Origin of the sequence: Erwinia sp. E_sp_B01_1 (assembly GCF_036865545.1) — a bacterium.
Classification (GTDB): Bacteria; Pseudomonadota; Gammaproteobacteria; order Enterobacterales; family Enterobacteriaceae; genus Erwinia.
Map to the genome: position 1 here is coordinate 55,177 of NZ_CP142208.1, position 25,571 is coordinate 80,747.

At 53.2% G+C, this 25,571-nt stretch carries 23 protein-coding genes; 12 read left to right on the top strand and 11 right to left on the bottom strand.

Annotation, left to right across the window (positions count from 1 at the left end):
* From VRC33_RS00245 to VRC33_RS00265, 5 genes are read right to left on the bottom strand one after another with little or no spacing between them, the layout of a single operon-like run.
* The gene (locus VRC33_RS00245) at positions 1-942 is read right to left on the bottom strand and encodes an ABC transporter permease (RefSeq protein WP_338559673.1); all 942 of its coding nucleotides are present in this window, start codon (positions 940-942) and stop codon (positions 1-3) included.
* Between the two features lie 14 nt (positions 943-956).
* Positions 957-2,471 (bottom strand): ABC transporter substrate-binding protein, encoded by a 1,515-nt coding sequence (locus VRC33_RS00250; protein WP_338559676.1) that lies wholly within the window; start codon positions 2,469-2,471, stop codon positions 957-959.
* Entirely contained in the window at positions 2,468-3,559 is a 1,092-nt protein-coding gene (locus tag VRC33_RS00255; RefSeq protein ID WP_338559678.1) for an oligopeptide/dipeptide ABC transporter ATP-binding protein, read from the bottom strand. Before VRC33_RS00255 ends, VRC33_RS00250 begins: the two co-directional genes overlap by 4 nt.
* Positions 3,556-4,563, bottom strand: a complete 1,008-nt coding sequence (locus VRC33_RS00260) for an ABC transporter ATP-binding protein (protein WP_338559680.1) — start codon at positions 4,561-4,563, stop codon at positions 3,556-3,558. Before VRC33_RS00260 ends, VRC33_RS00255 begins: the two co-directional genes overlap by 4 nt.
* Complete coding sequence (locus VRC33_RS00265; protein ID WP_338564396.1) at positions 4,560-5,276, bottom strand: FadR/GntR family transcriptional regulator; 717 nt, start codon at positions 5,274-5,276, stop codon at positions 4,560-4,562. Before VRC33_RS00265 ends, VRC33_RS00260 begins: the two co-directional genes overlap by 4 nt.
* A gap of 610 nt (positions 5,277-5,886) precedes the next feature.
* Here VRC33_RS00265 and VRC33_RS00270 point away from each other — a divergent pair.
* Together VRC33_RS00270 and VRC33_RS00275 are read left to right on the top strand one after the other, a co-directional pair.
* Entirely contained in the window at positions 5,887-6,180 is a 294-nt protein-coding gene (locus tag VRC33_RS00270; RefSeq protein ID WP_338559683.1) for an HTH-type transcriptional regulator, read from the top strand.
* A gap of 190 nt (positions 6,181-6,370) precedes the next feature.
* Positions 6,371-7,423, top strand: coding sequence for an NAD(P)-dependent alcohol dehydrogenase (locus VRC33_RS00275; RefSeq protein WP_338559686.1), 1,053 nt, complete (start codon positions 6,371-6,373; stop codon positions 7,421-7,423).
* A gap of 47 nt (positions 7,424-7,470) precedes the next feature.
* On the opposite strand, the gene glyS is transcribed toward VRC33_RS00275, so the two are convergent.
* Positions 7,471-9,540: a glycine--tRNA ligase subunit beta gene (gene glyS, locus VRC33_RS00280; RefSeq protein WP_338559688.1), complete on the bottom strand. Its 2,070-nt coding sequence runs from the start codon at positions 9,538-9,540 to the stop codon at positions 7,471-7,473.
* A gap of 10 nt (positions 9,541-9,550) precedes the next feature.
* Complete coding sequence (gene glyQ / locus VRC33_RS00285) at positions 9,551-10,477, bottom strand: glycine--tRNA ligase subunit alpha (RefSeq protein ID WP_338559690.1); 927 nt, start codon at positions 10,475-10,477, stop codon at positions 9,551-9,553.
* 294 nt (positions 10,478-10,771) lie between these two features.
* Here glyQ and VRC33_RS00290 point away from each other — a divergent pair, with 294 nt between their 5' ends.
* Entirely contained in the window at positions 10,772-11,650 is an 879-nt protein-coding gene (locus tag VRC33_RS00290; protein ID WP_338559692.1) for a LysR family transcriptional regulator, read from the top strand.
* Here VRC33_RS00290 and VRC33_RS00295 read toward each other — a convergent pair.
* From VRC33_RS00295 to VRC33_RS00310, 4 genes are all read right to left on the bottom strand, one after another.
* Positions 11,647-12,168, bottom strand: coding sequence for an EamA family transporter (locus VRC33_RS00295; RefSeq protein ID WP_338559694.1), 522 nt, complete (start codon positions 12,166-12,168; stop codon positions 11,647-11,649). The genes VRC33_RS00290 and VRC33_RS00295 overlap by 4 nt on opposite strands.
* Complete coding sequence (locus tag VRC33_RS00300; protein WP_338576861.1) at positions 12,156-12,587, bottom strand: EamA family transporter; 432 nt, start codon at positions 12,585-12,587, stop codon at positions 12,156-12,158. The genes VRC33_RS00295 and VRC33_RS00300 overlap by 13 nt, the downstream gene beginning before the upstream one ends.
* 122 nt (positions 12,588-12,709) lie before the next feature.
* Positions 12,710-14,206 carry a class I adenylate-forming enzyme family protein gene (locus VRC33_RS00305; RefSeq protein WP_338559699.1) on the bottom strand — a complete coding sequence of 499 codons (1,497 nt, stop codon included), beginning with the start codon at positions 14,204-14,206 and terminating at the stop codon, positions 12,710-12,712.
* Positions 14,207-14,235: 29 nt separating this feature from the next.
* Entirely contained in the window at positions 14,236-15,633 is a 1,398-nt protein-coding gene (locus VRC33_RS00310) for a lysine decarboxylase (RefSeq protein WP_338559701.1), read from the bottom strand.
* Between the two features lie 417 nt (positions 15,634-16,050).
* On the opposite strand from VRC33_RS00310, the gene VRC33_RS00315 reads away from it, so the two are divergent.
* The 9 genes from VRC33_RS00315 (at position 16,051) to VRC33_RS00355 (ending at position 25,500) form a co-directional block, all read left to right on the top strand.
* On the top strand, positions 16,051-16,443 hold the full coding sequence (locus VRC33_RS00315; protein ID WP_338559703.1) for a Rid family detoxifying hydrolase: 393 nt from the start codon (positions 16,051-16,053) through the stop codon (positions 16,441-16,443).
* 15 nt (positions 16,444-16,458) lie between these two features.
* The gene (locus tag VRC33_RS00320; protein ID WP_338559705.1) at positions 16,459-17,436 is read left to right on the top strand and encodes a D-2-hydroxyacid dehydrogenase; all 978 of its coding nucleotides are present in this window, start codon (positions 16,459-16,461) and stop codon (positions 17,434-17,436) included.
* Between the two features lie 90 nt (positions 17,437-17,526).
* Entirely contained in the window at positions 17,527-18,411 is an 885-nt protein-coding gene (locus tag VRC33_RS00325) for a transporter substrate-binding domain-containing protein (protein WP_338559707.1), read from the top strand.
* A gap of 130 nt (positions 18,412-18,541) precedes the next feature.
* Positions 18,542-20,065 carry an amino acid ABC transporter permease/ATP-binding protein gene (locus VRC33_RS00330; protein WP_338559709.1) on the top strand — a complete coding sequence of 508 codons (1,524 nt, stop codon included), beginning with the start codon at positions 18,542-18,544 and terminating at the stop codon, positions 20,063-20,065.
* On the top strand, positions 20,058-21,125 hold the full coding sequence (locus tag VRC33_RS00335; RefSeq protein WP_338559712.1) for an alpha-hydroxy acid oxidase: 1,068 nt from the start codon (positions 20,058-20,060) through the stop codon (positions 21,123-21,125). The genes VRC33_RS00330 and VRC33_RS00335 overlap by 8 nt, the downstream gene beginning before the upstream one ends.
* 103 nt (positions 21,126-21,228) lie before the next feature.
* Positions 21,229-22,176 carry an ABC transporter substrate-binding protein gene (locus tag VRC33_RS00340; RefSeq protein ID WP_338559716.1) on the top strand — a complete coding sequence of 316 codons (948 nt, stop codon included), beginning with the start codon at positions 21,229-21,231 and terminating at the stop codon, positions 22,174-22,176.
* Between the two features lie 4 nt (positions 22,177-22,180).
* Entirely contained in the window at positions 22,181-23,557 is a 1,377-nt protein-coding gene (locus VRC33_RS00345) for an amidohydrolase family protein (RefSeq protein WP_338559718.1), read from the top strand.
* A gap of 20 nt (positions 23,558-23,577) precedes the next feature.
* Entirely contained in the window at positions 23,578-24,348 is a 771-nt protein-coding gene (locus tag VRC33_RS00350; protein ID WP_338559720.1) for a GntR family transcriptional regulator, read from the top strand.
* 36 nt (positions 24,349-24,384) lie between these two features.
* Entirely contained in the window at positions 24,385-25,500 is a 1,116-nt protein-coding gene (locus tag VRC33_RS00355; protein WP_338559722.1) for a mandelate racemase/muconate lactonizing enzyme family protein, read from the top strand.
* The last annotated feature ends 71 nt before the right edge of the window (positions 25,501-25,571 follow it).

Below are 25,571 nucleotides of genomic sequence, written 5' to 3' on the forward strand. Positions count from 1 at the left end.
TCAGCCTCGCATTTTCGGGTTAATCAGCACATAGAGCACGTCTGCCAGCAAATTCAGCAGCAGAAAACCGATAGCCACCACCAGTACCACGCCCTGCACCACGGCGTAATCCCGGTTGAACACCGCATCGACTATCATTTTGCCAAAGCCTGGCAGGGTAAAGACCTGCTCAGTCAGCACCGCACCGCCTAACAGCTCACCAAACAGCAGCGTGGTGAGGGTGATCACCGGCACCAGTGCATTACGGAAAGCGTGCTTAAGGATCACCTTTTTCGGCAGCAGGCCTTTCGCTCTGGCGGTGCGGATATAGTCCGCCTTGAGCACGGCAATCATTGAGGCACGGGTATGGCGCATCAGCGTGGCCGCCAGCCCGGTTCCCAGCACCAGCGCAGGCAGCAGCAGGGTTTTGATGTTCTGCGACAGGCTTTCGCTCAGGGAGACATAGCCGGAAGCGGGCAGCCACTGAAGATGCACGGAAAAGAGCAAGATCAGCAGAATACCCAGCCAGAAATGCGGTATCGAGATACCCGAAAGCGCGACAAAGTTGGTGGTGTGATCCACCCAGCTGTTTTTCCGCACGGCGGCGACAATGCCCATGCTGATGCCAACCAGCAGTGCCACAATCATCGCCAGCAGTGAGAGTTCCAGCGTCACCGGCAGCTTGCTGGCAATCAGCGTGGTCACTGGCTCCTGAGTACGCAGCGACGTGCCCAGATCGCCCCGGAGCGCGTTGCCCAGCCAGTAAAAATACTGCGTGGGCAGCGGATCGTTAAGGTGATACTGCTCACGCAGTTGCGCAATCACCGCCGGATCGCGCTCCTCGCCCGCCATCGCCAGCACCGGATCGCCCGGCAGCAGTTTTTGCAGTGAGAAGACCATAATGCTCACCAGAAACAGCGTCGGGATCGCCAGCAGCAGGCGTTTACAGATCAATTCCAGCATTGTCGCTCCTCAGCCTACGGGGCCATCTTCACGCCGGCCAGCCGCACCAGGCCGTCCGGGAAAGGTTTGAACCCTTCCAGTTTTTTATTCAGCCCGAAGATGCGGGGTTCAAAATAGAGGTAGGCAATGGGCATATCCGTTTGCAGTTGCTTCACCACTTTGTCATATAACGCCTGACGGGCCGCCTTATCATTGGTCTGGCGGGCTTCTGTCAGCCAGCTGTCAACCTGAGGATTGCTGTAGCGCCCGTCGTTCAGCGTGCCCTTGCTGTTGATAAAGGAGAAGATACTGCCATCCGGATCCGGACGACCTGACCAGCCGGAGAGGCTGAGCTGATAGTCACCGCGCTGTTGACGATCCAGCAGGGAAGCAAACTCGCTCATCTGCAGATTCACGTTGAACCCGGCTTCGCTGACCATCGCCTGAATGACCTGGCCTACCTGTTGTGAGGTGGGGTTGTTGGTCACCAGTAGCGTGACGTTGACCGGCGGCTTAACGCCCGCAGCAGCCAGCAGCGCTTTGGCTTTTTCCACATCACGCGGGGCAACCGGCAGCTTAACGTGATAAGGGCTGACCGGTGAGAGCGCCTGATTAGCCGGGCTGTACAAACCTTCAAAAGCGACCTGGTTCAGCGCATCACGGTCGATCGCCAGCGAGAACGCTTCGCGCACGCGGGCGTCTTTGACAAACGGGTTGTTGGGGTCAGCTTTGCCGTTGGCAATATTAAAAGTGATGCCCTGATAGCCCAGACCGGTGACTTTGGCGAGACTCAGCTTGCTGTCTGCCTCCACGGTTTTTACATCGCTGGCCGCAATACCTTCGGTGAGATCCAGATCGCCAGAACGCAGATTAGCCAGACGCACAGAGGCATCCGGAATCGGCAGGAACACCACTTTATCGAAATGGTAGGCCGCTTTATTCCAGTAGTTATCAAAGCGTTTCAGTACGATACGATCCTGCTGCACGCGGCTTTCAAACTGGTACGGGCCGGAACAGACCGGATGGGTGGCAAAATCGGGTTTGGCTGCGGCTTTGGGAGCGAGCATGGCACCGGCGCGATCGGTGAGCTGGCTCAGCAGGGCGGCATCAGCATTTTTCAGGTGGAAGACCACCTGATAGGGCGAGGCTACTTCTACTGATTCAATGGAGGAGATTTCGCTTTTACGCAGCGAGCCGGGCAGCGTCAGCGCGCGTTCAATATTGAACTTCACCGCTTCGGCATCAAATTTCTCCCCGTCCTGGAAGGTGACGCCCTGACGAAGATTCATGGTCAGCGTTTTACCGTCTTCACTCCATTTCCAGTCTGTCGCCAGCCCCGGAACCACCTGCAGATTTTGATCCACATCGACCAGACGGTCACACATGGCTGCAAAAACAAACCGGCCATAGTAGGTACGGGCCAGGTGCGGGTCGAGCATATCCGGATCGGCACCCAGACCAATACGCAGCGTACTTTCGGCATGTGCCTGCAGGCTGCCCATCAGCATCAGGCCGCCCAGGGCGGTCAACAACGTGTGGCGTACTTTCATCGCGTCACTTCTCCAGAAGGGGTTATTGAAGGGTGTTTTACCGCCTGTTCAAACAGCGCACGGCGCCGGAGAAAAGCGGAAGAAGGTGGAGCAATCGTAATCACGCTGCGGTCGCGGTTGATCTCCTGCCAGCGATGACAGGCAACCTGACGACCGCCCGGCAATACCTGATTGATCGGTTCAATCAGACGGCATTCATCGCTGACGTGAGGGCAACGGGTGTGAAAACGGCAGCCGCTGGGCGGTGCGGCAGGATTGGGCAGATCGCCCTGTAACATCGGGATCTGACGGTTTGCACCGGGCTGCAGCTGCGGCGCAGAGGCGATCAGCGCCTGAGTGTAAGGGTGCAGCGGCGCATCGAAAATCTCGTCCACCGTGGCCAGTTCAACAATCTGACCCAGGTACATTACGGCCACGCGATCGCTCATATGCCGGATCACCGCCAGGCCGTGGGCGACAATAATCATTGTCAGCCCGAACTGCTGTTTCAGGCTCTCCAGCAGATTCACCACCTGCGCCTGCACCGAGACGTCCAGCGCGGAGACTGGCTCATCTCCCAGCAGCAGTTTCGGGTTCGAGGCCAGCGCGCGGGCAATCCCGATACGCTGGCGCTGGCCGCCGGAGAATTCGTGCGGATAGCGGCGTGACCAGGCGGCAGGCAGCCCAACCGTTTGCAGCAGGCCGGCGACTTTTTCCTGGCGCTGGCTGGCCGATAAGGATTCGTGCAGCCACAAAGGTTCACCAACAATGCTTTCCACGTTCATGCGGGGGTTCAGCGAGGCAAAGGGATCCTGAAAGATAATTTGCAGCTCACGGCGCAGCTGATTGAGGCGAGCGCCGCTGGCCTGGGTGATCTCTTCGCCCTGATAAAAAACCTGCCCCTGAGAAGGGGAAAGCAGACGAAGCAGCAGACGGCCCAGCGTGGATTTCCCGGAGCCGGACTCGCCCACTATCGCCAGCGTCTCGCCCGGCATCACTTTCATGGAGATGCGATCCACCGCCGTGACCTGCGGATTACGTTTAAATAATCGCGCGGGGCCAGCGAAAGTTTTGCTCAGGTCGGTACATTCCAGAATCGGGGTGCTCATGCAATTTCTCCCAGCGTGATGTGCTGTTCCAGCGGTGCTCGAAAGCAGGCCACCTGATGGCGGGGCCCAAAGGCTTTCAGGCTGGGCTTGTCCTGATGGCAGCGGGTTTCGGCAAAGGGGCAACGGGTGGCGAAGCGGCAGCCTGCAGGCATCTGCTCAGGCAGGGGAACCGTCCCGGGGATGGTAGCCAGCGAGGCGCTGCGGGCGCCCAGACTGGGAATAGACCCCATCAGGCCGATGGTGTAGGGGTGCTGTGGATCGTTAAAAATCTCCTCAACATCGCCCGTCTCCACGACCTGGCCGGCATACATTACCGCCACACGCTGCGCCACTTCGGCCACCACGCCAAGGTCGTGAGTGATCATCAGTACTGCTGTACCGGTTTCCGCTTTCAGGGTATTGAGCAGCGCCAGGATCTGCGCCTGAATGGTGACATCCAGCGCGGTGGTGGGCTCATCAGCAATCAGCAATTTAGGGCGATTGATCAGCGCCATGGCGATCATCACGCGCTGGCGCATTCCTCCTGAAAGCTGATGAGGGTAGGCCTTTAACCGCATTTCAGGAGCCGGGATCTGCACCTTCTCCAGAATCTGCAACGCCACCTTCATCGCCTCGCGATGGTTGATATCGCGGTGGCGCATCACCGCTTCACTGAGCTGGTCGCCCAGGGTAAAGGCGGGATTCAGCGAGGTCATAGGTTCCTGGAATATCATCGCCAGCTCATTGCCGCGCAGGTCCGCGTAATCACGCTGGCTCAGCGTCAGCAGGTTCTTCTCCAGGAAAGCGATCTCGCCGTGCTTCACCTCTGCGCTGTCTGGCAACAATCCCATCAGCGCCAGTGAAGTGATGCTTTTGCCGCAGCCGGATTCCCCGACTAACGCCAGCGTTTCACCGGCATGGACTTGCAGTGAAATTCCGTCCAGCACGCTGACCGGCGATCCTTTGAACTGCACATTCAGCTGATTCAGCGTCAGCACAGGAGGCTGGTTATCTGCAATCATCATTCTTCCTCTTCGCCGTGGCTGATGGCTTCGATCAACGCCTGTTGCAGCGCCAGAAGGTGTTCGCGCATCGCTGCAGCGGCCTCAACAGGCTGGCGGGCGGCGATATGCTGCACCAGACGCTGATGATGGTGGTCATAGTTGTTGAGGCGATCCTGCGTCCTTGCCAGTTCCCGCAGATGCTGCCAGCTGGGTTCCCGCCGTACCGCATCAATGGCATCGAATAACCCCAGCATCAGGCGATTACCTGCGGCCTCTGCGATGGCACGGTGAAAGGCGCTGTCCCAGAGTTCGGTCCGATCGCTGTCGCCCAGCGTGAAGGAGTGCATTCTTTCCACCAGGCGCTTCATAAGGGCTATCTGCTCATTACTGGCGCGCAGCGCAGCCAGGCGGGCCAGTCCGGGTTCCAGCTGCACCCGCGCTTCCATCACCTCCAGAAGATTGGACTGCTGAGGCAAATCCTGAAGCACCAGCGGCTGCACCGGCGCGGCAGGGCCAACAAAAGTCCCTTTGCCCTGTTTACGCCAGATCCTCCCCTCTTCTTCCAGCACGTCCAGCGCCCGGCGAATCTCACGACGGCCAACGTTAAAGCGCTCTGCAAGCTCCCGTTCGGTGGGCAGAGGATGATCGGGCTGGACTTCATGCTGTTGGATCAGCTGGCGGAGATTTTCCAGCGCTGAGCTTGAATTCACACTGGCTTCTGGCGTGCCACCCATAATTGGTTCGCTCATAGTAAGTTCAGATAAAGGGCTTTTTTGTGGCTAACGGGTCTGGGGAAAGGAAATTAAGATGCTTCCCCATTAATCAAAGTAGGCAAGAAGCGAACCAATATTTAATTGGTTCATATAATTGTGATGTTGCTCGCGCTAATAGACTGAAAAAGCAGTGAAATTAAATTACGAGGGAAATGCGACAAATTCAGGAGGCTTTCAGGTTTGCTATATTTTGGTGCAGCTGCACTCCGCGCTGCACGCGGTTTTGAAACTAAAGTAACTTTCCCTCCGGTTTCTGAGTTAAGACAAATCTGAAAAAAAATCCGGGGTAATTTGCGTGTAATCGCTACCAACGGCGGCCTGTATAGGTTCCCTGTAAAACCGGTGCGCAAAAGGATGCCAGGTTGTTAAGCAAGGTTGAAATTTAGGCAAAAAATATGACGCAAATCTCAGGTTTTGATCTAATAATTAGGTTCCTGGCGTTTCCCTGCGCTGTCTCTCTGAGCCACCTCTCTGAGCCACCCAGCGGCTGCTGTCGCCACTATTCTGAACCTGAGTCTCAGGTTTTGACCTCCGGTCGTTCACATTTGTGAGTTTTATGAGGAGAGCTGATATGGAACTGAAAGATCCAATGGGAGAGCTGCTGTCGAGTCTCGAACATATTGTATTAACACGTGAAGTGATCCAGGCCGCTCCTGCATTAAAGGGCGAAGTGAAAATCCCCGAGCCAAAACGCATCAGGGAAATCACCGGCATGGAAATTGATGAATTTGCCCTGGCTTTGGGCGTGAGTGTGACCTCGGTGAAAAGCTGGGAAGCCAAGCGCACCAAACCTTCGCGCAGCGCACAGAAATTAATGCAGTTAATACAATTTAATCCATGTCTCAGCAGAGAACTGCTGGGATAGTAAGAAAACCCGCCATCTGGCGGGTTTTGTGTTTCAGGGGGTCGGACTTGCGGGATTCGTCAGGCAGCTAAACGTGATTACATAAATAGTTTGTCACTGCCTGTAAGTTAAACGGACTTACACTTCCGCCTTGCCCTGACCGGCACATTTCACTACTCTACGCCGCTTTGCAAAACAAGGCGCATCCCCCATGCAGGTATATGGTCTGGCAGCAAAGTCTGCGACAACTCCCCTCGAACCTTTTGAATTTCAACGCCGCGAACTGCAGGCTGGCGATGTGCATATCGATATCCACTACTGCGGCGTCTGCCACTCAGATCTGCACATGGCCCGTAACGAATGGGGCGTCAGCCAGTTTCCGCTGGTGCCCGGCCATGAAATTGTGGGTCGCGTCATCAGTACCGGAAACGGCGTTACCGCATTTAAAGAAGGCGACCTGGTCGGCGTAGGCGTGATGGTGGATTCCTGTGGTCACTGTGCGCAGTGTCATCAGGGCGAAGAGCAGTACTGCGAAGAGGGCTTCACCGCTACTTATAATGCTGATGAAAAAACCATCGGCGGCAAAACCTTTGGTGGCTACTCCGAAAGCATCGTGGTCGACAGCAAATTTGTGGTTAACGTACCCGAAAATCTGCCGCTGGCTGCCGTGGCTCCTTTGCTGTGTGCTGGCGTCACCACCTGGTCACCGCTAAAGCACTGGAACGTTCAGCCGGGCCAGCGCGTTGGCGTTATCGGTCTTGGCGGTCTGGGGCATATGGCGGTGAAACTGGCCAGTGCGCTGGGCGCTGAAGTGGTGCTGTTTACCACCTCTCCGGCGAAAGGCAGCGATGCGCTACGTTTAGGTGCCAGCAAAGTTGTGGTTTCTAAAGACGCAGAGCAGATGGCGGCAGAAGCTAACAGCCTCGATTTTATTCTGGACTGCGTGGCTGCGCCGCACGATCTCGATCCTTACCTGCATACGCTGAAAACCAACGGCCATCTGGTATTAGTTGGGATCCCGGATGCGCCGCATCAGTCCCCGAACGTGACACCTATTGTATTCAAGCGACTGAGCATTTCCGGCACGTCTATCGGCAGCATTCAGGAAACGCAGCAGATGCTGGATTTCTGTGGCGAGCACAATATTGTGTCGGATGTGGAAGTGATCGCTCTGGATCAGGTGGAAGTGGCGTTTGAGCGGATGCTGAAGGGCGACGTGAAGTACCGCTTTGTGATTGATATGAAGGCGTCACAGCGCGGTTAACAGAAGTGAAAAGGGCGGAATACATTCCGCCCCTGGTTTTACCAGCGTTACTGCAGCAGTGAAATATCCGCTACCTGCAGGAACAGCTCACGCAGTTTAGCCAGCAGCGTCAGGCGGTTTATCCGCACTTCGCGCTCTTCGGCATTCACCATCACCTTCTCAAAGAAGTTGTCCACGGTGGTCCGCAGCTGTGCCAGCTCAATCAGTGCATCCTGATAACGGCCCTCAGCGAAGTAAGGCTGCAGCTTGCTGCTCAGCGCTGAGACATAGGTCGCTAACTGAATCTCTTCATTCTCTTTCAGCAGAGAGGCCTGAACGCTGTCGTTCAGTGGCTCGGTAGCCTTCGCCAGAATGTTGGAGACGCGCTTGTTCGCCGCTGCCAGCGTGGTGGCTTCTTCCAGCGTACGGAAGTGGGACACCGCCTTCATACGGGCATTGAAGTCTGCCGGACGGGTAGGGCGACGAGCCAGCACGGCCTGGATGGTATCCACGCTGTGGCCTTCTTCCTGATACCAGGTGCGGAAACGCCCCAGCATAAAGTCGATAACTTCGTCGACCACTTTGGCGTTGCTCAGCTTGCTGCCGTAAAGGCGCACGGCTTCTTCGGTAAGGGTTTGCAGATCAAGCGGCAGGTTCTTCTCGACGATAATACGCAGCACGCCCAGCGCAGCACGGCGCAGTGCGAACGGGTCTTTATCGCCTTTCGGATGCTGACCAATGCCGAAAATACCGGCCAGGGTATCCATCTTGTCGGCAATAGCCAGCGCACAGGCTACCGGGCTGGAAGGCAGATCGTCACCGGCAAAACGCGGCTGATACTGCTCGTTCAGCGCTACGGCCACATCTTCTGCTTCGCCATCATGACGCGCATAGTGCATGCCCATCACGCCCTGGGTGTCGGTGAACTCAAACACCATGTTGGTCATCAGGTCGCATTTGGAGAGCAGACCAGCACGGGTAGCGTGATTAACATCGGCACCCGTCTGACCGGCAATCCAGCCCGCCAGCGCCTGAATACGGTCTGTTTTATCACGCAGCGTGCCCAGCTCTTTCTGGAACAGAACGGTTTCAAGACGTGGCAGGTTATCTTCCAGACGCTTTTTGCGGTCTGCATTAAAGAAGAACTCTGCATCAGCCAGACGCGGACGAACCACTTTCTCGTTACCGGAGATAATCTGCTGCGGATCTTTCGACTCGATATTGGTGACGAAAATAAAGTTTGGCAGCAGTTTGCCTGCCTGGTCGTAGACCGGGAAGTATTTCTGGTCGCCTTTCATGGTGTAAACCAGCGCTTCGGCTGGCACGGCCAGGAACTTCTCTTCAAACTTCGCCGTCAGCACTACCGGCCACTCCACCAGAGACGTCACCTCTTCCAGCAGACTTTCGCTGAGATCGGCAATCCCGCCGATTTCACGGGCAGCCGCTTCGGCACCGGCTTTGATGAGTGCTTTACGCGCTTCATAGTCAGCCTGAACTTTGCCACGCTCCAGCAGTATTTCAGGATACTGGTCGGCATTGTCGAGGGTGAACTCCGCTTCGCCCATAAAGCGGTGACCACGGACAGTACGGCCAGAAGCCACGCCCAGAATGGTGGCTGGCAGGCTCTCTTCACCCAGCAGCAGCGTTACGGTGTGGACCGGACGCACAAACTGCACGTCAGAATCGGCCCAGCGCATCAGTTTCGGAACAGGCAGTTTAGACAGCGAGGTGCTGACCATGGCAGGAAGCAGCGACTGTGCGCTTTCGCCTTTCACATGGGCGCGGTACAGCAGCCATTCACCCTTATCGGTGCTCAGGCGCTCGGCCTGATCGACGGTGATACCACAGCCGCGCGCCCAGCCTTCGGCAGCTTTGGTGGCCACGCCATTCGCATCAAACGCAGCGGCAATCGCCGGGCCACGTTTTTCTACTTCGCGATCGGGCTGTGCAGCGCTGAGGTTAGCTACTTTCAGCGCCAGACGGCGTGGTGCGGCATACCAGGTCACACCACCGTGCGTCAGGCCCGCGGTGTCCAGCTCGGCAGTAAAGTTAGCGGCAAAGGATTCGGCAAGACTACGCAGTGCCTTTGGTGGCAGCTCTTCGGTGCCGATCTCCACCAGAAATGTTTTCTCAGTCATGGTGGGTTCCTTAATCATTTTCCAGTTGTGCTGGCTTTTTGCACATCGGGAAGCCCAGCGCTTCACGCGACGCATAGTAAGCTTCAGCCACGGCTTTAGTCAGGGTACGGATGCGCAGGATATAGCGCTGACGTTCGGTCACAGAGATCGCTTTACGCGCATCCAGCAGGTTAAAACAGTGACCCGCCTTCAGGATGCGTTCGTAAGCCGGCAATGGCAGTGGATTTTCCAACGCCAGCAGGCTTTGGGCTTCTTTCTCATACTGCTCGAAGCAGGAGAACAGGAAGTCGACATCCGCGTGTTCGAAGTTATAGGTAGACTGCTCAACTTCGTTCTGGTGGAACACGTCGCCGTAGGTGGTTTTGCCCAGCGGGCCATCGCTCCACACCAGATCATAAACGCTGTCCACGCCCTGGATATACATCGCCAGACGCTCCAGACCATAAGTGATCTCACCGGTCACCGGTTTGCACTCCAGGCCGCCCACCTGCTGGAAGTAGGTGAACTGCGTCACTTCCATGCCGTTCAGCCACACTTCCCAGCCCAGACCCCAGGCACCCAGCGTGGGGTTTTCCCAGTTATCTTCTACGAAGCGGATATCGTGGATAGTCGGGTCCAGACCCAGCGCTTTCAGGGAACCAAGATAGAGCTCCTGGATGTTGTCCGGGGAAGGCTTAATGGCCACCTGAAACTGATAATAGTGCTGAAGACGGTTAGGGTTTTCACCGTAGCGTCCATCAGTCGGACGGCGTGACGGCTGTACGTAAGCCACGGCCATCGGTTCTGGCCCGATTGCACGCAGGCAGGTCATCGGGTGAGAAGTTCCTGCACCCACTTCCATGTCCAGTGGCTGCACGATGGTGCAGCCCAGGCTGCCCCAGTAATCCTGTAAGGTCAGGATCAAACCCTGAAAGGTTTTGGTATCAAACTTTTGCATGTTAGATCCGCACGCGATACGAGAGGTTATAAAAAGTGGGCGTCAGTATACCCTTTGACCGTGAGTTAGTCAGCCCGCAGTTGAGTGCGTCAATAGCTGTAAGCATGATGTTTTAGCAAAAGAAGAGGGCCTATTGCATCTGCAGGGGTTACCCGGAATGTGAAGGCAAACATCTTGCGCATAAGCGCTACAGAATGTATATCAAGGGGAGTTGATTATAAATCAGCCAGTATGGGATTTTCATTACAGGTAGTTGATGGCAGTTAATGCTCTGCCAACAGGAAGGTCGATAAAATGGATTTGCATCAATTGAAGTCATTCGTCACTGTTGCTGAAACCTCCAGCCTTACACGGGCTGCCAGCATTCTTTTCCTCAGTCAGCCAGCAGTCAGTGCACATATCAAATCACTCGAAAATGAATACAACGTTAAACTGTTCAAACGCACGCCAAGAGGAATGGAACTCACTTCTGCCGGTATCATTATGCGAGAAGAGGCGCAGATTGCACTTGCTGCAGCAAAGAATTTTGTGAATAAAGCACGGACCATAAATGATGTTATTACCTGTTCCCTTGGAACAATATCAGTCCCGGTTATCCTGAATTTACCAACAGTTCTTTCACGACTGCGTCAACGTCATCAGAATATTAATTTGACCATCCGGCAAAACATTTCTGGCCACATTATTGATGGTGTTATAGGTGGTGAATTAGATGCAGGATTCGTCATTGGTAAAGTTGTGGATCCTGGTTTAGGGGTAATGGAAATTTCCCCGGTATCAATCTGCATTGTGGGGCCCTGGACCTGGAAGGAAAGGCTTAATAAGGCATCCCTGAAAGATATTCCTTCATTTCCCTGGATAGCTACGCCAGAAAAGTGTTCTTTCTCTACCATCAGTCGTGAGTTTTTTTCCCAAAATAATCTGAAGGTTAGACCTTGCATGGTTGCAGATCAGGAAAAAACGCTGACAGAAATGGTCAGTATGGAAATGGGGCTGACTCTGCTCAGAGAAGATCTGGCACTATCCGCCCAGGATAATCAGCAGGTTTATATCTGGCCGGGAGAAAAAACCATCAGTCAGCTATGCTTCATCTGGTCACTAGAAAGAGAAACCTCACCGGTTATTTCAGCATTAATCGACGCGGTGAGGGAACTTTGGGATATTAATGACTAATTTTCTATCATTAAAATTTTTGCCTGTTTGCGTTGGTTCAGATTATTTAAAATCAATGCTGTTGCAGTAATACAGGCACCGACAATCTGCAGTTGAGATGGAACAATACCATTCATTGCCGAGATGAAGAAAGCAGTAACCGGTACAATATCCATGAACAAAACACCATTCGTGGGGGTAATGATCATATTCCCAACATTCCAGCACAGCACTGCCATCATACCAGCAACCAATGCCATATAAAGCAGATGCGGTATAACGGCAGTCACTGAAGCGCTATGAGGTACGCTGATCATTCCAGTTAGCATAAGGACAATATCGATGGCTAAGACGCTAATCATGCCCAAAAGGGTTGTCAGCGTGGTATACCGTATCGGACTCCAGCCAGGAAAATAAGATCCGCCTATGGTATACAAAACCCAACACAATGCACCTGCAATCAGTAAAAGGTTAGCGATTATATTTACTGGCTTATTCAGGATGTCCGCCGTACTGCCGTGGGTTATTACAAGTAACACGCCAAAAAAAGATAGCAGAATAAAACCGAAGGTACTGGCAGCAGGCCGTTTTTTTTCAATGCCCAGATACTCAAAAGACCCAGCATTGGCATGGTTGCCATCATAATTGAAGCGGTTAGCGCTCCGGATGGTCCGGCGAGATGTTGCCCCAAAAAAACCAGAAATCCAAAACCAGCAAAACCAAATGTTCCAAATAGCCAGGCAAGTCCCCAGCGTTCACCCTTAAGGTGAAAACCTTTACTTCCTTCCATGCAGAAAAGTAAAAGCGCAAAAGCTAATCCGGCAATACCGTAGCGGAGCGTTGTGAAATTGAATGGGTCAAGATGTGCCAGCGCATCTGTCATAATTGGGAACATCGCACCCCATGATACAGTGGCCAGTAAGCAGCAAATAATGCCTTTTGTGTGTGAGGGGATCATACTGTTTCCTTAACGTGAAATTTAAGTCCGTTATACTTGATTGCATAAGTGTAACTATTATCTAAACGGAAAATAATGAATGATTATTTTCAAATTGGTCTAATATCTTACATCTGCTTTCATCATGCAGCGTCAGGCCGATGGATAACCTCATAAAACCTAACCTTTCCACTGGGGCTATAAGGTATGCTTTCTACATTTTTTATTTTGAATTTTGAAACTTTATGTTCGTGAAATATATTTTCTATTTTATTAATAAGCGACCCTGTTTTTAACAAGGCCGTATTTTTTGTAGTATATAAACATTCAAGCGAGCATGAGGTGTTATCTATAACAGGAATTATGACAATATCATTAATGCATGGCAAGGATCTTAATTTCTCTTCAATGCTATAGACATGAAATGTGTTTTTATTATCTGCGTTTCTGTTCATCAAAAAAAGTCGATTTTGAGAATCTATGTAGCCATAATCGGCCATAAGGAAGTATGAAGAACCTTCAATTTCTACAAATGGTTTTCTTCCATCTCCGTATTCATCCATTAACATATAGCTAGCGATAGCTACACGACCTTGAATACCTTTTTCTACCGGGTTATTTTTAGGGTCAAGAATAATAACTTTATTTCCATCAAATGCTCGTCCTACACTTTCTGGATTGCTGATTAAATCATCAGGCTCAGCCAGTATATTAATTCCCGACTCTGTACAACCGTAGTATTCATGAATAATAGCGCCCAGGGCATCAACCGCTTCAATTTTTCTTTGAGCGGAGAAGTTACAACCACCGACAAGTAACCATCTCAGGTGGGTTTTGATACCAAAAACATTCATCATTTCCACTAGATGTGAAACTAAATTGGGTGTCATAACCGATGTGGAAACATGACTTGAGGACAACGTTTTTATAATTTCTTGATCATTATTTTGATCAACCAGATACAGTATTGAACCCAGGCCCATAAACATCCTGGCCCACCCATTGCCCGCAGCATGATAAAGGGGAAGTATGAGCATGAAGCCATCAAGATGATTAAATCCATATCGTGCCGTAAACCATGCAAATCTACGCGCATCGAAAGACTTATAACGCACTGCTATTTTAGGTTCCGAAGAGGTTCCAGATGTTAATGAAAGAGAGCGAAAAGCAACTGGTTTATGAATTTTAAGGATCTCATTAATTTTGTCTTGATGGATGATACCTAAACTTTTTACAACTGGGTCAATAGGCGCATCAATAGCCATCAATGTAACACCCGTGGATTGTAGTTTGCTGATTTCATCAGCATTATAAAGTTTAAAGGAGATAAGTAGTAATCCTGGTTTTATTTTTTTTAATAAATTTACCAAGGTGTTGAGTGGAAGAGAGTAGTCAAGTCCATTTATGGGTATGGACAACGTGGAAAATGCCGAAAGCCAACAAATTAATTCGAAACTATTTTTAGATATAAAACTGGCAGATTGAAGTTGCCATGGCTGAAAGTTATTTTTTAAAAAACAAATTTTTGATTCAGTAAGCGATAGAGTTTCCTGCCATGTATAAACCTTTTCGCCACTAATCATGCAGGGAAGATTACCCTGGGCTGAAGTAATTTCTCTTAATCTTTCTAGTTTAATCATTATGTATTTCCCGATAATTAAATTAATTACTATGCTGCAATGATCAGCATGCCTTTTTCTCGGTATTGATTAATTTTCATTCTGACTTTTTTGTCAATTACCTCTCCGGGGAAAACCAATGGTATTCCAGGTGGGTAGGAAACAATGAATTTATCTGAGGAATTATATTCTTTCAAATCTGAACCATTACACTTAATATTTTCATTGTACAAGTCGGATAAAGCATCGCTCAATTTTTTTGTGGCCGCTTTATTTACTCCAATATGAAAGTTAAGCAGAAGACAGTTTCCAATCGTTCTGTTTACGTAAATATTTTTAAGGAGTAATTTTGATTTTATTTCTGCTGCAGTCCCAAGAATCGAAACATCAAGCATAAACTTAGTTGGGTCAATGTGAATATGCCATTGCTTTTTATGAAATAGTTGTCGGATGTTTTTAATTTTGAGTTCCGGTAAGTTTTCAATTGATAGAGCGAAATCATTTAACAATTTTCGACTGTAATTAGAAAGCTCTTTGCCATATTGATCCATCTCATACCGGGACATCTCAAGTGAAGCCAATACAGGATAACTGGGTGAAGTTGTATGGATTCTATATTTCGCAATCTCAATCTTTTCAGCAAGATGTTGATCTCCTTTGCAATGTATAAGAGAAGCCTGACGCAAACAATATAATGATTTATGAGCTGATTGGGTGCAAATTATTTGAATATCAGGAAATAAGGATACTACTTTGTCCGCATGCATGACAGTTAACTTACGGGTGTCATCACTAAAGTAATTCAAACTACCCCACGCTTCGTCAATAAAGAATTTCCGGGTTTTAACCCCATCTGAAAGAAGTCTGTATAAAATTTCTGGTATATCATAGATCATTCCATCATAAGACTGTGCTGTAAGGATTATTAAATCATATCCATTGGTTGTTTTTTGTTTTTCCAGTATTTCATTTTTTAAATTATCATAAGACCAGGCACTGACTTCCCCGTCATCACTGCTTAAATCAGGGTGAAGGTAACGTATATCCGCACCCAGAGATTGAGTATGAAAATGCACAGATTGATGGCAGTTTTTATCAACAAGAACAGTATCATTTTTTTCGCATATTGCTGAGATAGCTATCTGGTTTGCTACACTAGTGCCGCTAGTGATATAAAATGAAGCGTCGGAATTATAAGTTTTTGCAGTCAGGTTTTGCGACTTAAAAATTACATTCCTTGGAAAGAAAAAGTTATCAAATCTTTCACCTGTTACTGTTGATTCAAGATTTAGCCCCATAATTGAAGAGCCACCAGGCAAGATATCACTTCCTCCTAAGCTGGAAATGGGTAGTGCATGGAAGGAATAAATTCCTTTTTGACATAGTGTCTTAAGCGTAGTAAATAAAGGTAGCTCTTCTTTTTTTAAGTTTATCATCTCTTCAGTCATTTTATTTCCCAGGTTTATATTCCGTGGGAATTAATATGCATTAGCAGAGAATAGATTAAAATTTGTAATTTCTGATGTAGTTATCACTCTGGTTGATAGCAGCAGCACCTTTTATGAAGTTCAGGTCGGTTCATGGTGAAATCCTGCGTGCTGGCATACAAAAACAGGCCTTTAAACCCCACCATCACAAAATCGTATACTTTGCCATCGCCTGAAAATCGCACGGAAAAAAATGTGATTTATATCACATTTATATTACTGATTTTTCTAACTTTCCTCCCGGTTATCCGCACGAAATTTTTCAGCTAACCCGCTGTGTCAAAGCATAAAACCTTCCATCTGGTCAAAATGCGCGCGTTGACTTTCGTCTGATCGTATACGAATTATGAGTCATCAAACGTTCGCTGAGACACCTTAATGAAAAAGGCCATTGCCTATCCTGGTATGAACGCAGAAGACCGCCCAATGGGGCCAGCGCCCCTGTCGGCAGCCGTGCTGCATGAACCCATGCTGTTTATCTCTGGTCAGGTGGCGATTGACCCTTACACCGCCACCATCGTGGGGAAAACCATTCAGGAACAAACCCACCAGGTACTGAAAAACGTCGGTGATTTGTTGAGCCAGGCAGACATGACTTTCGACAACGTGGTTCGCGTGACCATTTTCCTGACCGACCTGTCGCTTTTTTCCCAGTTGAACGAGGTGTACGCAGAGTACTTCTCCTTCCCGTTCCCGGCCCGGGCCACCGTAGGCATTCAGCTTAACCATCCTGATTTACTGGTTGAGCTGGAAGTCACGGCGATGCGCTGAAGCGCGGAGAAAAACATGCATATTCATATTGAAAACGATCCGGCTGGCCCGCAGGCGCTGCGCCTTCCCAAAGCGCTGCTCTGGCAACGTCTTGAGGCGAATCCGCTGCTGACGGGCAAATTCACCCTGTCGGAAAACAACGACCCTCAGCGACTGGCAGATTTCCTGCCGGTAGCGGATATCGTCTGGGCCGGACGTAAATTTCCCCTGTATCAGCATATGGCTGAAGCCACAAAACTGGGTTGGGTTCAGGTGATGTCGGCAGGCGTGGAAAGCTGGCTGGAGAGATGGCCGGGCGCCGTTCAGCTCACCAACGCTTCCGGCGTCCACGGTGACAAAGGCGCTGAATTTATCCTGATGTCAGCACTGATGTTCAACTACGGCATTCCGGGCTTTTTACAGGATCAGGCCAGTCAGCAGTGGCGTCCAGCGTTTGGCGGCTGCGCTCGCGGCAAAAAAGTCACGCTGCTGGGGCTGGGTGGCATTGGATCGGCGGCCGCAGCCCTGCTGACCCGTCAGGGTTATGAAGTCGTCGGCGTAACCCGCAGCGGAGAAACGCAGGCCGATGTGGCTCGCTGCATCAGCCTGGCAGACATTGAGCAGGAGCTGGCGGATACCGATGTGCTGGTCTCAACCCTGCCGCTGACCCCGGAAACCAACGGATTTTTCAGCCGCGAACGTCTGGCAAAACTGCCGCCTCGTGCAGGTGTGATTATTGTTGGCCGCGCGCGGGTCTTCGATTACGACGCCCTTAGCGAGATGCTGAATCAGGAGAAGCTGGCGGGTGCGGTACTGGATGTGTTTTACGAAGAGCCGCTGCCTGAAGGTGATGCGCTCTGGCAGTGCCCGCGGTTGATTATGACCCCGCACTGTAGCCTCGACGATCACGGCGCCTACCTTGACGGCTGCCTGACGCTATTTTTGCAGAACCTCGAACGGTATCTGGCCGGAGAGCCGCTGATAAACCGTGTAAGTAGTCAGAAAGGGTATTGATCTTACGCTAACACCCACAAAAGCAGTCGAACGTGATTCATTCCTTGCAGGTCATCGCTTCCACATTCACCAGCTCCAGGGAAATTTATAATGAAATTAGCACGCATCGCATTGTTGGTATCCGGTCTGACCGGCACCGTCTTCTCACTCTCCGCACAGGCTGCGGATACGGTAAAACCTTCCGCCTCCGACTTCGGCGCGATGGCTCAGTGTAAAACGCTACAGGCCAAATATCCTTCACTGGTCGGCAAAGACGTGGTGGTGGGCCTGGGGGGCTACACCAAAGGTTTTGAAGCCCCTTCCGCCGCCGATCCTACTGTGATTGAAGGACTGGACCCGTCGCTTTTCGATCGTATTGGCGGCTGCCTGGGCTTTAAGCACACTTACCAGAATGGTTCGTTCAACGTCCTGCTGACCTCCATCTCTAACGGTCGTGCGGATATTGGCCCGATGCTCTACGTCACCCCGGAGCGCCTGAAGCAGATCGCTTTTGTCGCCTCTGTGCAGGTGCAGGACGGTTCTGTCGTTGCCAAAGGCAACCCGAAAAAAATCATGACTGCTGACGATCTGTGCGGCAAAACTGTCGCCGCTGCTGCGGGCACTTACGAAGCCACAAAGCTGGTGCCAGAGCAAACGGCGAAGTGCAAAGCCGCAGGCAAGCCAGAAGTGAATATGCTGATGGTGCAAAACACCGATAACAGTATTCAGGCGATCAAAAGTGGTCGTGCTGATATCTACCTGACCGAAGCGGGCTCCGCACGTGAAATCGCCAAAGCCGATCCCGCCTTCACCACCGCCTTTACTGTAGACCTGCCGATCATGGTTGGCTTCCCCATCGCCAAAGACAATACCGTGATGCGGAATGCCGTCCTGGATTCGATGAAAGTGATTCAGGCCTCCGGCGCACAGAAAAAGCTGCTGGATTACTGGGGCCAGGGTGCAGGCGCGCAGCGTGATGCCGTAGACAAAGGCTAAGCGTCATCAGCAGCAGCCCATTTCGCCGGTGCCGGCAATAAGGTCACGCCTCCCGTTCAGAGATGACTGAACGGGAAGTGCTGCTACCCCCTGATGGGATGAGTAAGCGTCCGAAAGCTGGAGAGAAAGCGTGGATGATTTTCTGAAGTATTTAACTCTGCCTTATCTGTGGCAGGGTGCTGTTATCGCTGTCCAGCTTCTGGTCGGTGCGCTGGCAGGTGGCGTGATTATTGGGTTCTTTCTGGCGCTGGCCAGCACCTCCCGCCACTGGATTATTCGTTTTCCCGTGCAGGTCTATATCTATATTCTGCGCGGCACGCCGGTGCTGTTGCAGCTGATCCTGCTCTATAACGTGCTGCCGCAGTTTGGCCTGCGCTTCAGCCCTTTTCTCAGCGCCCTGCTGGCGTTGATGATCAACGAAACGGCTTTCTGTGCGGAAATTATCCGTGGCGGCATTCTCGCCACCGATCGCAACCAGCGCACGGCGGCCCAGGCTTTTGGTTATTCCCGTACCAAAGAGATGATCCATGTGGTTATCCCTCAGGCACTGCGCGCTATTCTGCCCACTATGGGCAACGAAGCCGTGGGGCTGCTGAAGTCCACCTCGCTGGCCTCGGTAGTCGGCGTGAACGAACTGACCATGCGTGGGCAGACCATCGTTTCGCAAAACTTCCTGTTTATTCCGGTGCTGGTGGCTTCAGGTGGGATTTATATGATCCTCTCTTCGCTGCTGGCTGCCGGTCAATGGTGGCTTGAGCGTCATTACAATCTTGAAGATCGCGCCCGTCGTGCCCGTCTCCGGCTGGAGAAGCTGCCGATGCCAGCCGAAGCGGAAGTGGTGCCACTGCCAAAACAGCGCTGGGAAACCAGTAAAGCCGCGCCGGTACTCGAAATTGATAATCTCTGCGTGGAGTATGGCAACAAGCCGGTGCTGAAAGATCTGTCGCTGCATATCCGTCGGGGCGAAGTGGTGGTGCTGCTGGGCCGCTCCGGTTCCGGTAAAAGTACGCTGCTGAAATCGATTCTGGCACTGACTCCGCGTTCCAGCGGCACCATTTCGACGGAAGGCCACCTTATGGGCTACGACGAAAATGGTCGCGTGCTGCCCGATCGTCTGCTGCCGCAAAACCGTGCCCGTTCCGGCATCGGCATTGTTTTCCAGCATTTCGCACTGTTCGATCATCTGACCGCGCTGGATAACGCGATGAGCATTCCTTTGCGGGTGCAGGGCATGCAGGAAGATGTAGCCCGCGCCAAAGGGCTGCGGGCATTACGTGCCGTGGGTCTGGGGGATTTTGTCGCTAACCTGCCGCACGAACTTTCCGGCGGGCAGCAGCAGCGGGTGGGGATTGCCAGAGCGCTGGCCGCTGAGCCCCGTATCCTGCTGTTTGATGAGCCCACCTCGGCGCTGGATCCGGAACTGGTGCGCGAAGTGAACCAGACCATCCGTAACCTCGCGCAGACCGGCATCACTCTGGTTATCAGTACCCACGATATCGCTTTCGCGGCGAGCGTGGCGGATCGGGTGGTGTTCCTGCAGGGCGGACAACTGATTGAGCAGGGGCCGCCGGCCATCCTTAAACAGCCCCAGACAGAAGCGTTCACCACCTTCCTTAAACACGAGCAGGAACATCAGGAGAGTCAGCATGGCTGAGTGCAAAAAGGCGCTGCCTTTTCAACAGGAAACGCGCGAGCGCCTGGGCGATCCGCTTTACCGCTATATGCTGGGCCAGCCTGCTGATGCTCTGCTGGACGCGCAGGACAGCAACGGCCTGGATTTGCAGCGTTACCGTCTGCTGCCCCGCGTGATGCGGGCAAACCAGGGGATTGATACCAGCGTGACTTTCGCCGGGTCACGCTGGGCCGCCCCGCTGGGAGTGGGCGCTTTTGCAGGAGATAAGATTTTCCATCCTGAGGGGCTGTTGCCGATCGCCCGTGCCTGCAGGCGCCTGAATCTGCCGCTGGCGATTTCGGAAGAGACGGTGACGCCGCTAAATGAAATTTGCGCGGAGTATGAAGGCTGCTGGCTGCAACTGCGGGCGGCGGGAGAGCTGACCCGTATTGAAGCGCTGATTGCCCATGCCGCCGAATGTGGCGCAAAAGGGATCATCCTGACGGTGCTGGCCCCGGTGCATCCGGTGCCTGGCCTGCAACCCGGCGGCTTTTCGATAGGTGATGCCCTGTTACAACGTGGACTGAAAACTATCGGTTCCACCGGGCCAGGCGTTCAGGCGCTGCCTGCCTTCCCGTGCTGGGGCTGGGATCAGCTGCGTCAGGCCTGCGAGTTGGCCGCTGCCCATAAATTGCCGCTGCTGGTAAAAGGTATTCTGCATCCTGAGGATGCGACTGCCGCCCAAAACGCGGGTTGCCAGGGCATCATTGCCTCGAATATTGGTCTGCGCCAGAGCGCACGCTGGGCATCACCGGCGCAGCAACTGCCTGCGCTTCGTCAGCATTATCAGGGCAATCTGGTCCTCGATGGTGGCGTGCGCAGTGGAACAGATGCCGTGGTGGCCGCCTGTCTGGGAGCGTCCTTATCGCTGGTTGTCCGGCCGGTAATCAGTGCGCTGGTGGCGGGCGGAGAGGATGCGGTCTTCGGGCTGCTGTCGGGTTGGGTGAATGAAATCACCGCCCTGAGCCACTGGTGCGGCGTCAGCAACATGGGCGAGCTGAATACCGCGTTTCTTACCACGGAAGGAGCTGGCTGCTTATGAAACTCTCTGCTGGTTTAGCAGGTTTAAAAAAACCTGACCTGGCTGTGGTCGTAGCTTTCCTCTTCATTCCATCAGCCTCTGTATCTGCGGGAGCAAACCTGTCATGACGATGTCCTTAATCCTGAATCAGGGCGATCGCAGCGAATCACGCATTTATTACTGTGCGCAGTATCTGGCTGAAAGCCTGGGGCTGTTTGCTAAGCACGGCCTCAGCGTGCAGTTCACCACCGCAGAGTCGGGCGGGAAAACGGTGCAGGGCGGTCAGGTTCCGGCAGTGATGGCTGGCGAAGCCGATCTGACCATTGGTGGCCCGATGGTGATGATGAAAAATTATCAGGAGCAGGGCCCGGAGCTGCTCTGTTTTGCGGCGGCAGTTTCTGCTAACCCGTGGTTCCTGGCCGCAGGCAAAACTGACGACGACTTCTCGCTGACCAGTTTGCGCGGCAAACGCGTGATTGATGTCGGCAACGTCGGCACTGCCACCCTGAGTTTCAACTGGTTGCTGCGTCAACATCGCTTAGAAAGTGAAGTTGAGTTAATTGCAGGCTGCGGTGATGAAGCTGCCGATTTCGCCGCTGTCAGCCGGGGAGATGCCGACTATGCCCTGCACTCAATGCACGCGCTGGCACCTTTCATCGTCCGTGGCGATATTTCTGCTGTTACCAGTCTGGCTCCCCTTTGCGGCGACATTCCCTGGAGTGCTTATATCGCCCGCCGTGATGTGATGGCGGCAAAACAGGCTGCCTTCAGCGCCTTTACCGCCGCGATGGCAGAAGCCCAGCAGTGGCTGCAAACGCACAGCGCGCAGGCACTGGCAGATCGGGTGCAGCCCTGGTATCAGGATTACCCCAAAGCGGCGCTGGTTACCGGTCTTGATGCCTACCTGAAGGCGAACGTTTTTGCCGCTTCGCCGTTAATCGCCCGCGAAGATTTTGATCGCTTTGCCCGGTTGCTTACCGAAGCAGGCTGGCTCAGCCCGGCAATTCCGGTTCCTTTCGCCGCGCTGGTGGAGACTTCCCTCGCAGCCCGCGCAAACCCTTCACAGGAGTAACGGCATGAAGACGTTGATTATTAATGGCCTGGTGGTACTCGAGAGCGGAGAAGTGCAGGCGAATCTGCTGATCGAACAGGGGAAAATTGCCGGTATCCTGGCGCAGGATGCAACCCTGCCACAGGTTGATGAAATCATTGATGCCGCCGGGCTGGTGATTGTGCCAGGCGCGATTGATGTTCATACCCACTTCACCGGATCGCACGATTACCCGGAGAAGGAGCTGCTGGAAGGCACGCGGGGCGCGGCAGCCCACGGCGTTACCACTATTGTCGAAATGCCTCATTCGCTGCCTCCGGCGACCAGCCCCAAAAACTTTATCGCCAAGCGCGAGATGCTGGCCCGCAGTTGTTCAGTGGATTTTGCAATGTGGGCAGGGCTGGATGGCAACAACGTCAGCCAGCTTGCTGAGATGGATGCGCTGGGGGCTGTCGCCTTTAAAGCTTTCCTGTGCAGCGGCGCAATAAATGGCGAAGCCACCGATGAGAAAGGCCTGCCGCGTCTGAACGACGATGGGTTGCTGCGTGCGATGCGCGAGCTGAAAACCTTTGATGGCCTGATTGGCGTCCATGCGGAAAACCACGACATTCTGATTGGCGCAGGCACGGAACTGCGTCAGGCAGGCCGGAAAGATACCCGCGCCCACGCGCTGGCCGGGCCGGAAATTGCCGAAATTGAGGCGGTTGGCCGCGTATTGCAGATTGCCAAAGCCACCGGAGCCAGGGCGCATATCGTTCACGTCAGCTCGGCGAAAGCCGCCCTGCAGATTGCTGCTGCCCGCCCGGAAGTGCGTGCGACCTTTGAAACCTGTCCGCACTACTTAATCCTGGATGAAGATGATCTGGTGCGCATTGGTCCGAATGCCCGCTGCGGCCCGCCAATCCGCCCCCGTCCGGTGGTGGATGCGTTGTGGCAGGTGTTGCACAGCGGTGAGATTGACGTGCTGGCGTCCGATCACTGCCCCTATACGCCGGAGCAAAAGCTGGCCGGGTTAGAAACCATCTGGGATGCCGGAATGGGCCTGACCGGCGTGGAAACGCTGGGGCCGATGTTCTTCAGCGAAGGCCACGTTAAGCGCGGCGTGTCGCTGCGGGATTTCGCCCGCATGACCGCTACCGGCCCGGCTAAAGCTTTCCATCTTTATCCAAAGAAAGGGGCGATCGCGCTGGGCTTTGATGCCGACCTGGCATTTTACGATCCGGCGGGTAACTGGACGGTGGAAGGGGCTAAATTCCAGGGGTTGGGCAAATGGAGCGCCTTTGAAGGCATGGCCTGTCAGGGCAAGGTCGTCCGCACCCTGATCCGTGGGGTGACGGTGTTCTGTAACGGTGAAATGCAGATTGAGCCAGGTTTTGGTGAGTTCCAGACCCGCACCCATTAACGAGCTATCAGGACAAACTCATGGCCGCAAAAGCCGCGACGCCCACGCGTAAAACGGGACAACATCACGCGCCACTGCTCGACGAAGAGAACCTCGACGAGAGCTGGGCACCAGCCAGACCCCGCACCTTAGTGGATCACGCGGTGGATGCGATCCTCTCGGCCGCGTCACGCGGATTACTGCTGCCCGGTGACCGGGTGTCAGAGCCGGATCTGGTGACCCGGCTGGGCATGAGCCGGGTGCCGATTCGTGAGGCGCTGCGCATTCTGGAAAGCCAGGGCATTGTCTCCAGCGAGCCTTATAAAGGCATCCGCCTGATGGAGATTTCACATCAGCGGCTGGAGCAGATTATTGATGTCCGTATCCCGCTGGAGACGCTGGCCTGCCGCCGTGCCATTGAGGCCGGGCGCAACGGTCCGCGTGAGATCCGTATTCTGAATCAGAGCGTGGACGAGCTGGTGCTGATGCAGCAGCGCGAAGATGTGTATGGCTTTGCTTCGGCAGATACCGCTTTTCACCGGGTGTTGTGCAGCTTCGCGATGAATCCGGTGCTCAGCAATCTGTGGGAGTCGATAGCGCGCCAGCTTACGGTGATTTTTGGCCTCTCCACCATGGGCAAATCGATGGAAGCGATCATCGAAGAGCATCAGCGGCTGGTGGATGTGTTTGCCGAAGGCGATATCCGCAAAATGGCCGAAGAGATTGAACAACATATCCGCGTGCAGGCGCTGGATGTGGATTACGAAAAGATCATAGCGGAACGCCGCAGATTACTTTCTCAGGCAGAGTAATACCGCCTGAAGATTTTGCTACCAGGAACCGACCCGATGAAAATTACTGACGTTGAAGCCTTCTATCTGAGGCTGCCGAACATTGAGAAGCGTACCGACAGTTCTCAGGATGCGCTGCTGATCAAAATCTCCACCGACGCCGGTTATGTGGGCTGGGGCGAAGTGGATGGCAGTCCGTACGTGACCAAAGCGATTATTGATGCGCCTTATTCGCACACCATGGTGACGGGGTTGAAATCGCTGCTGCTTGGCGAAAATCCGCTGGATACCAAACGCCTGTGGACCAAAATGCACCGTGCGACTATCTACTACGGACGCAATGGCGCAGTGATTCAGGCGATGGCCGGGATCGACATTGCGCTGTGGGATATCAAAGGCAAAGGGCTGGATAAGCCGATTGTGGATCTGCTGGGCGGGGCGATGCGTGACAAAATGCGCGTCTACTCTTCCAATATGTTCCAGTACAGCATTGATGACACCGTAGCCCGCGCCCGACATGCAGTAGATACCGGCCATACCGGCGTGAAGTTTGGCTGGGAACCCTTCGGGCAGAATGAAGCGCTGGATATGCATTATCTCGACGCTCTTCGCAACGCGATCGGCGATGATGTCGACCTGATGCTCGATGTAGGCCACGCCTGGGATGCAAAAACCACTCTACGGCGCGCAGAGCGTTTCGATCCGTTCAACCTGTTCTGGATTGAAGAGCCGCTGCATCCCGATAACTTTGCCGGGTATGGTCAGGTTTCCGCCGCCTGTAATCAGCATATCGCAGCGGGTGAGCAGGAGTGTTCGGTCAGCGGCTTCCAGCGCCTGATTGACGAAGGCGGCATCGATATCGTGCAGATCGATCTGACCCGAACCGGCTTTACTCAGGCGATTGAAATTGCCAACTATGCCCACAGCCGGGGCCGTAAAGTCTGCAACCACAACTTCACTACCGACATCAACACCGCCGCCTCTTTGCACTTCCTCTGCGCTATTGAAAACGCGCTGGTGATGGAGTATTGCGTCGAACCGGGCGAAATCAGCCGGTCGCTGGCGAAAAACCCGGTGCGCATCGAAGACGGCTACGCCTGGCTGCCTTCAGAGCCGGGTCTGGGCGTGGAGCCGCGTGAAGATATTATTGAGAAGTTTTTGGTACGGGATTGAGTCCCTTACTGGATGCACTTTGGGTATGCCTGCATCAAAGCTCTGCTGGAAGGCCGCTTAACCAGGCCTGC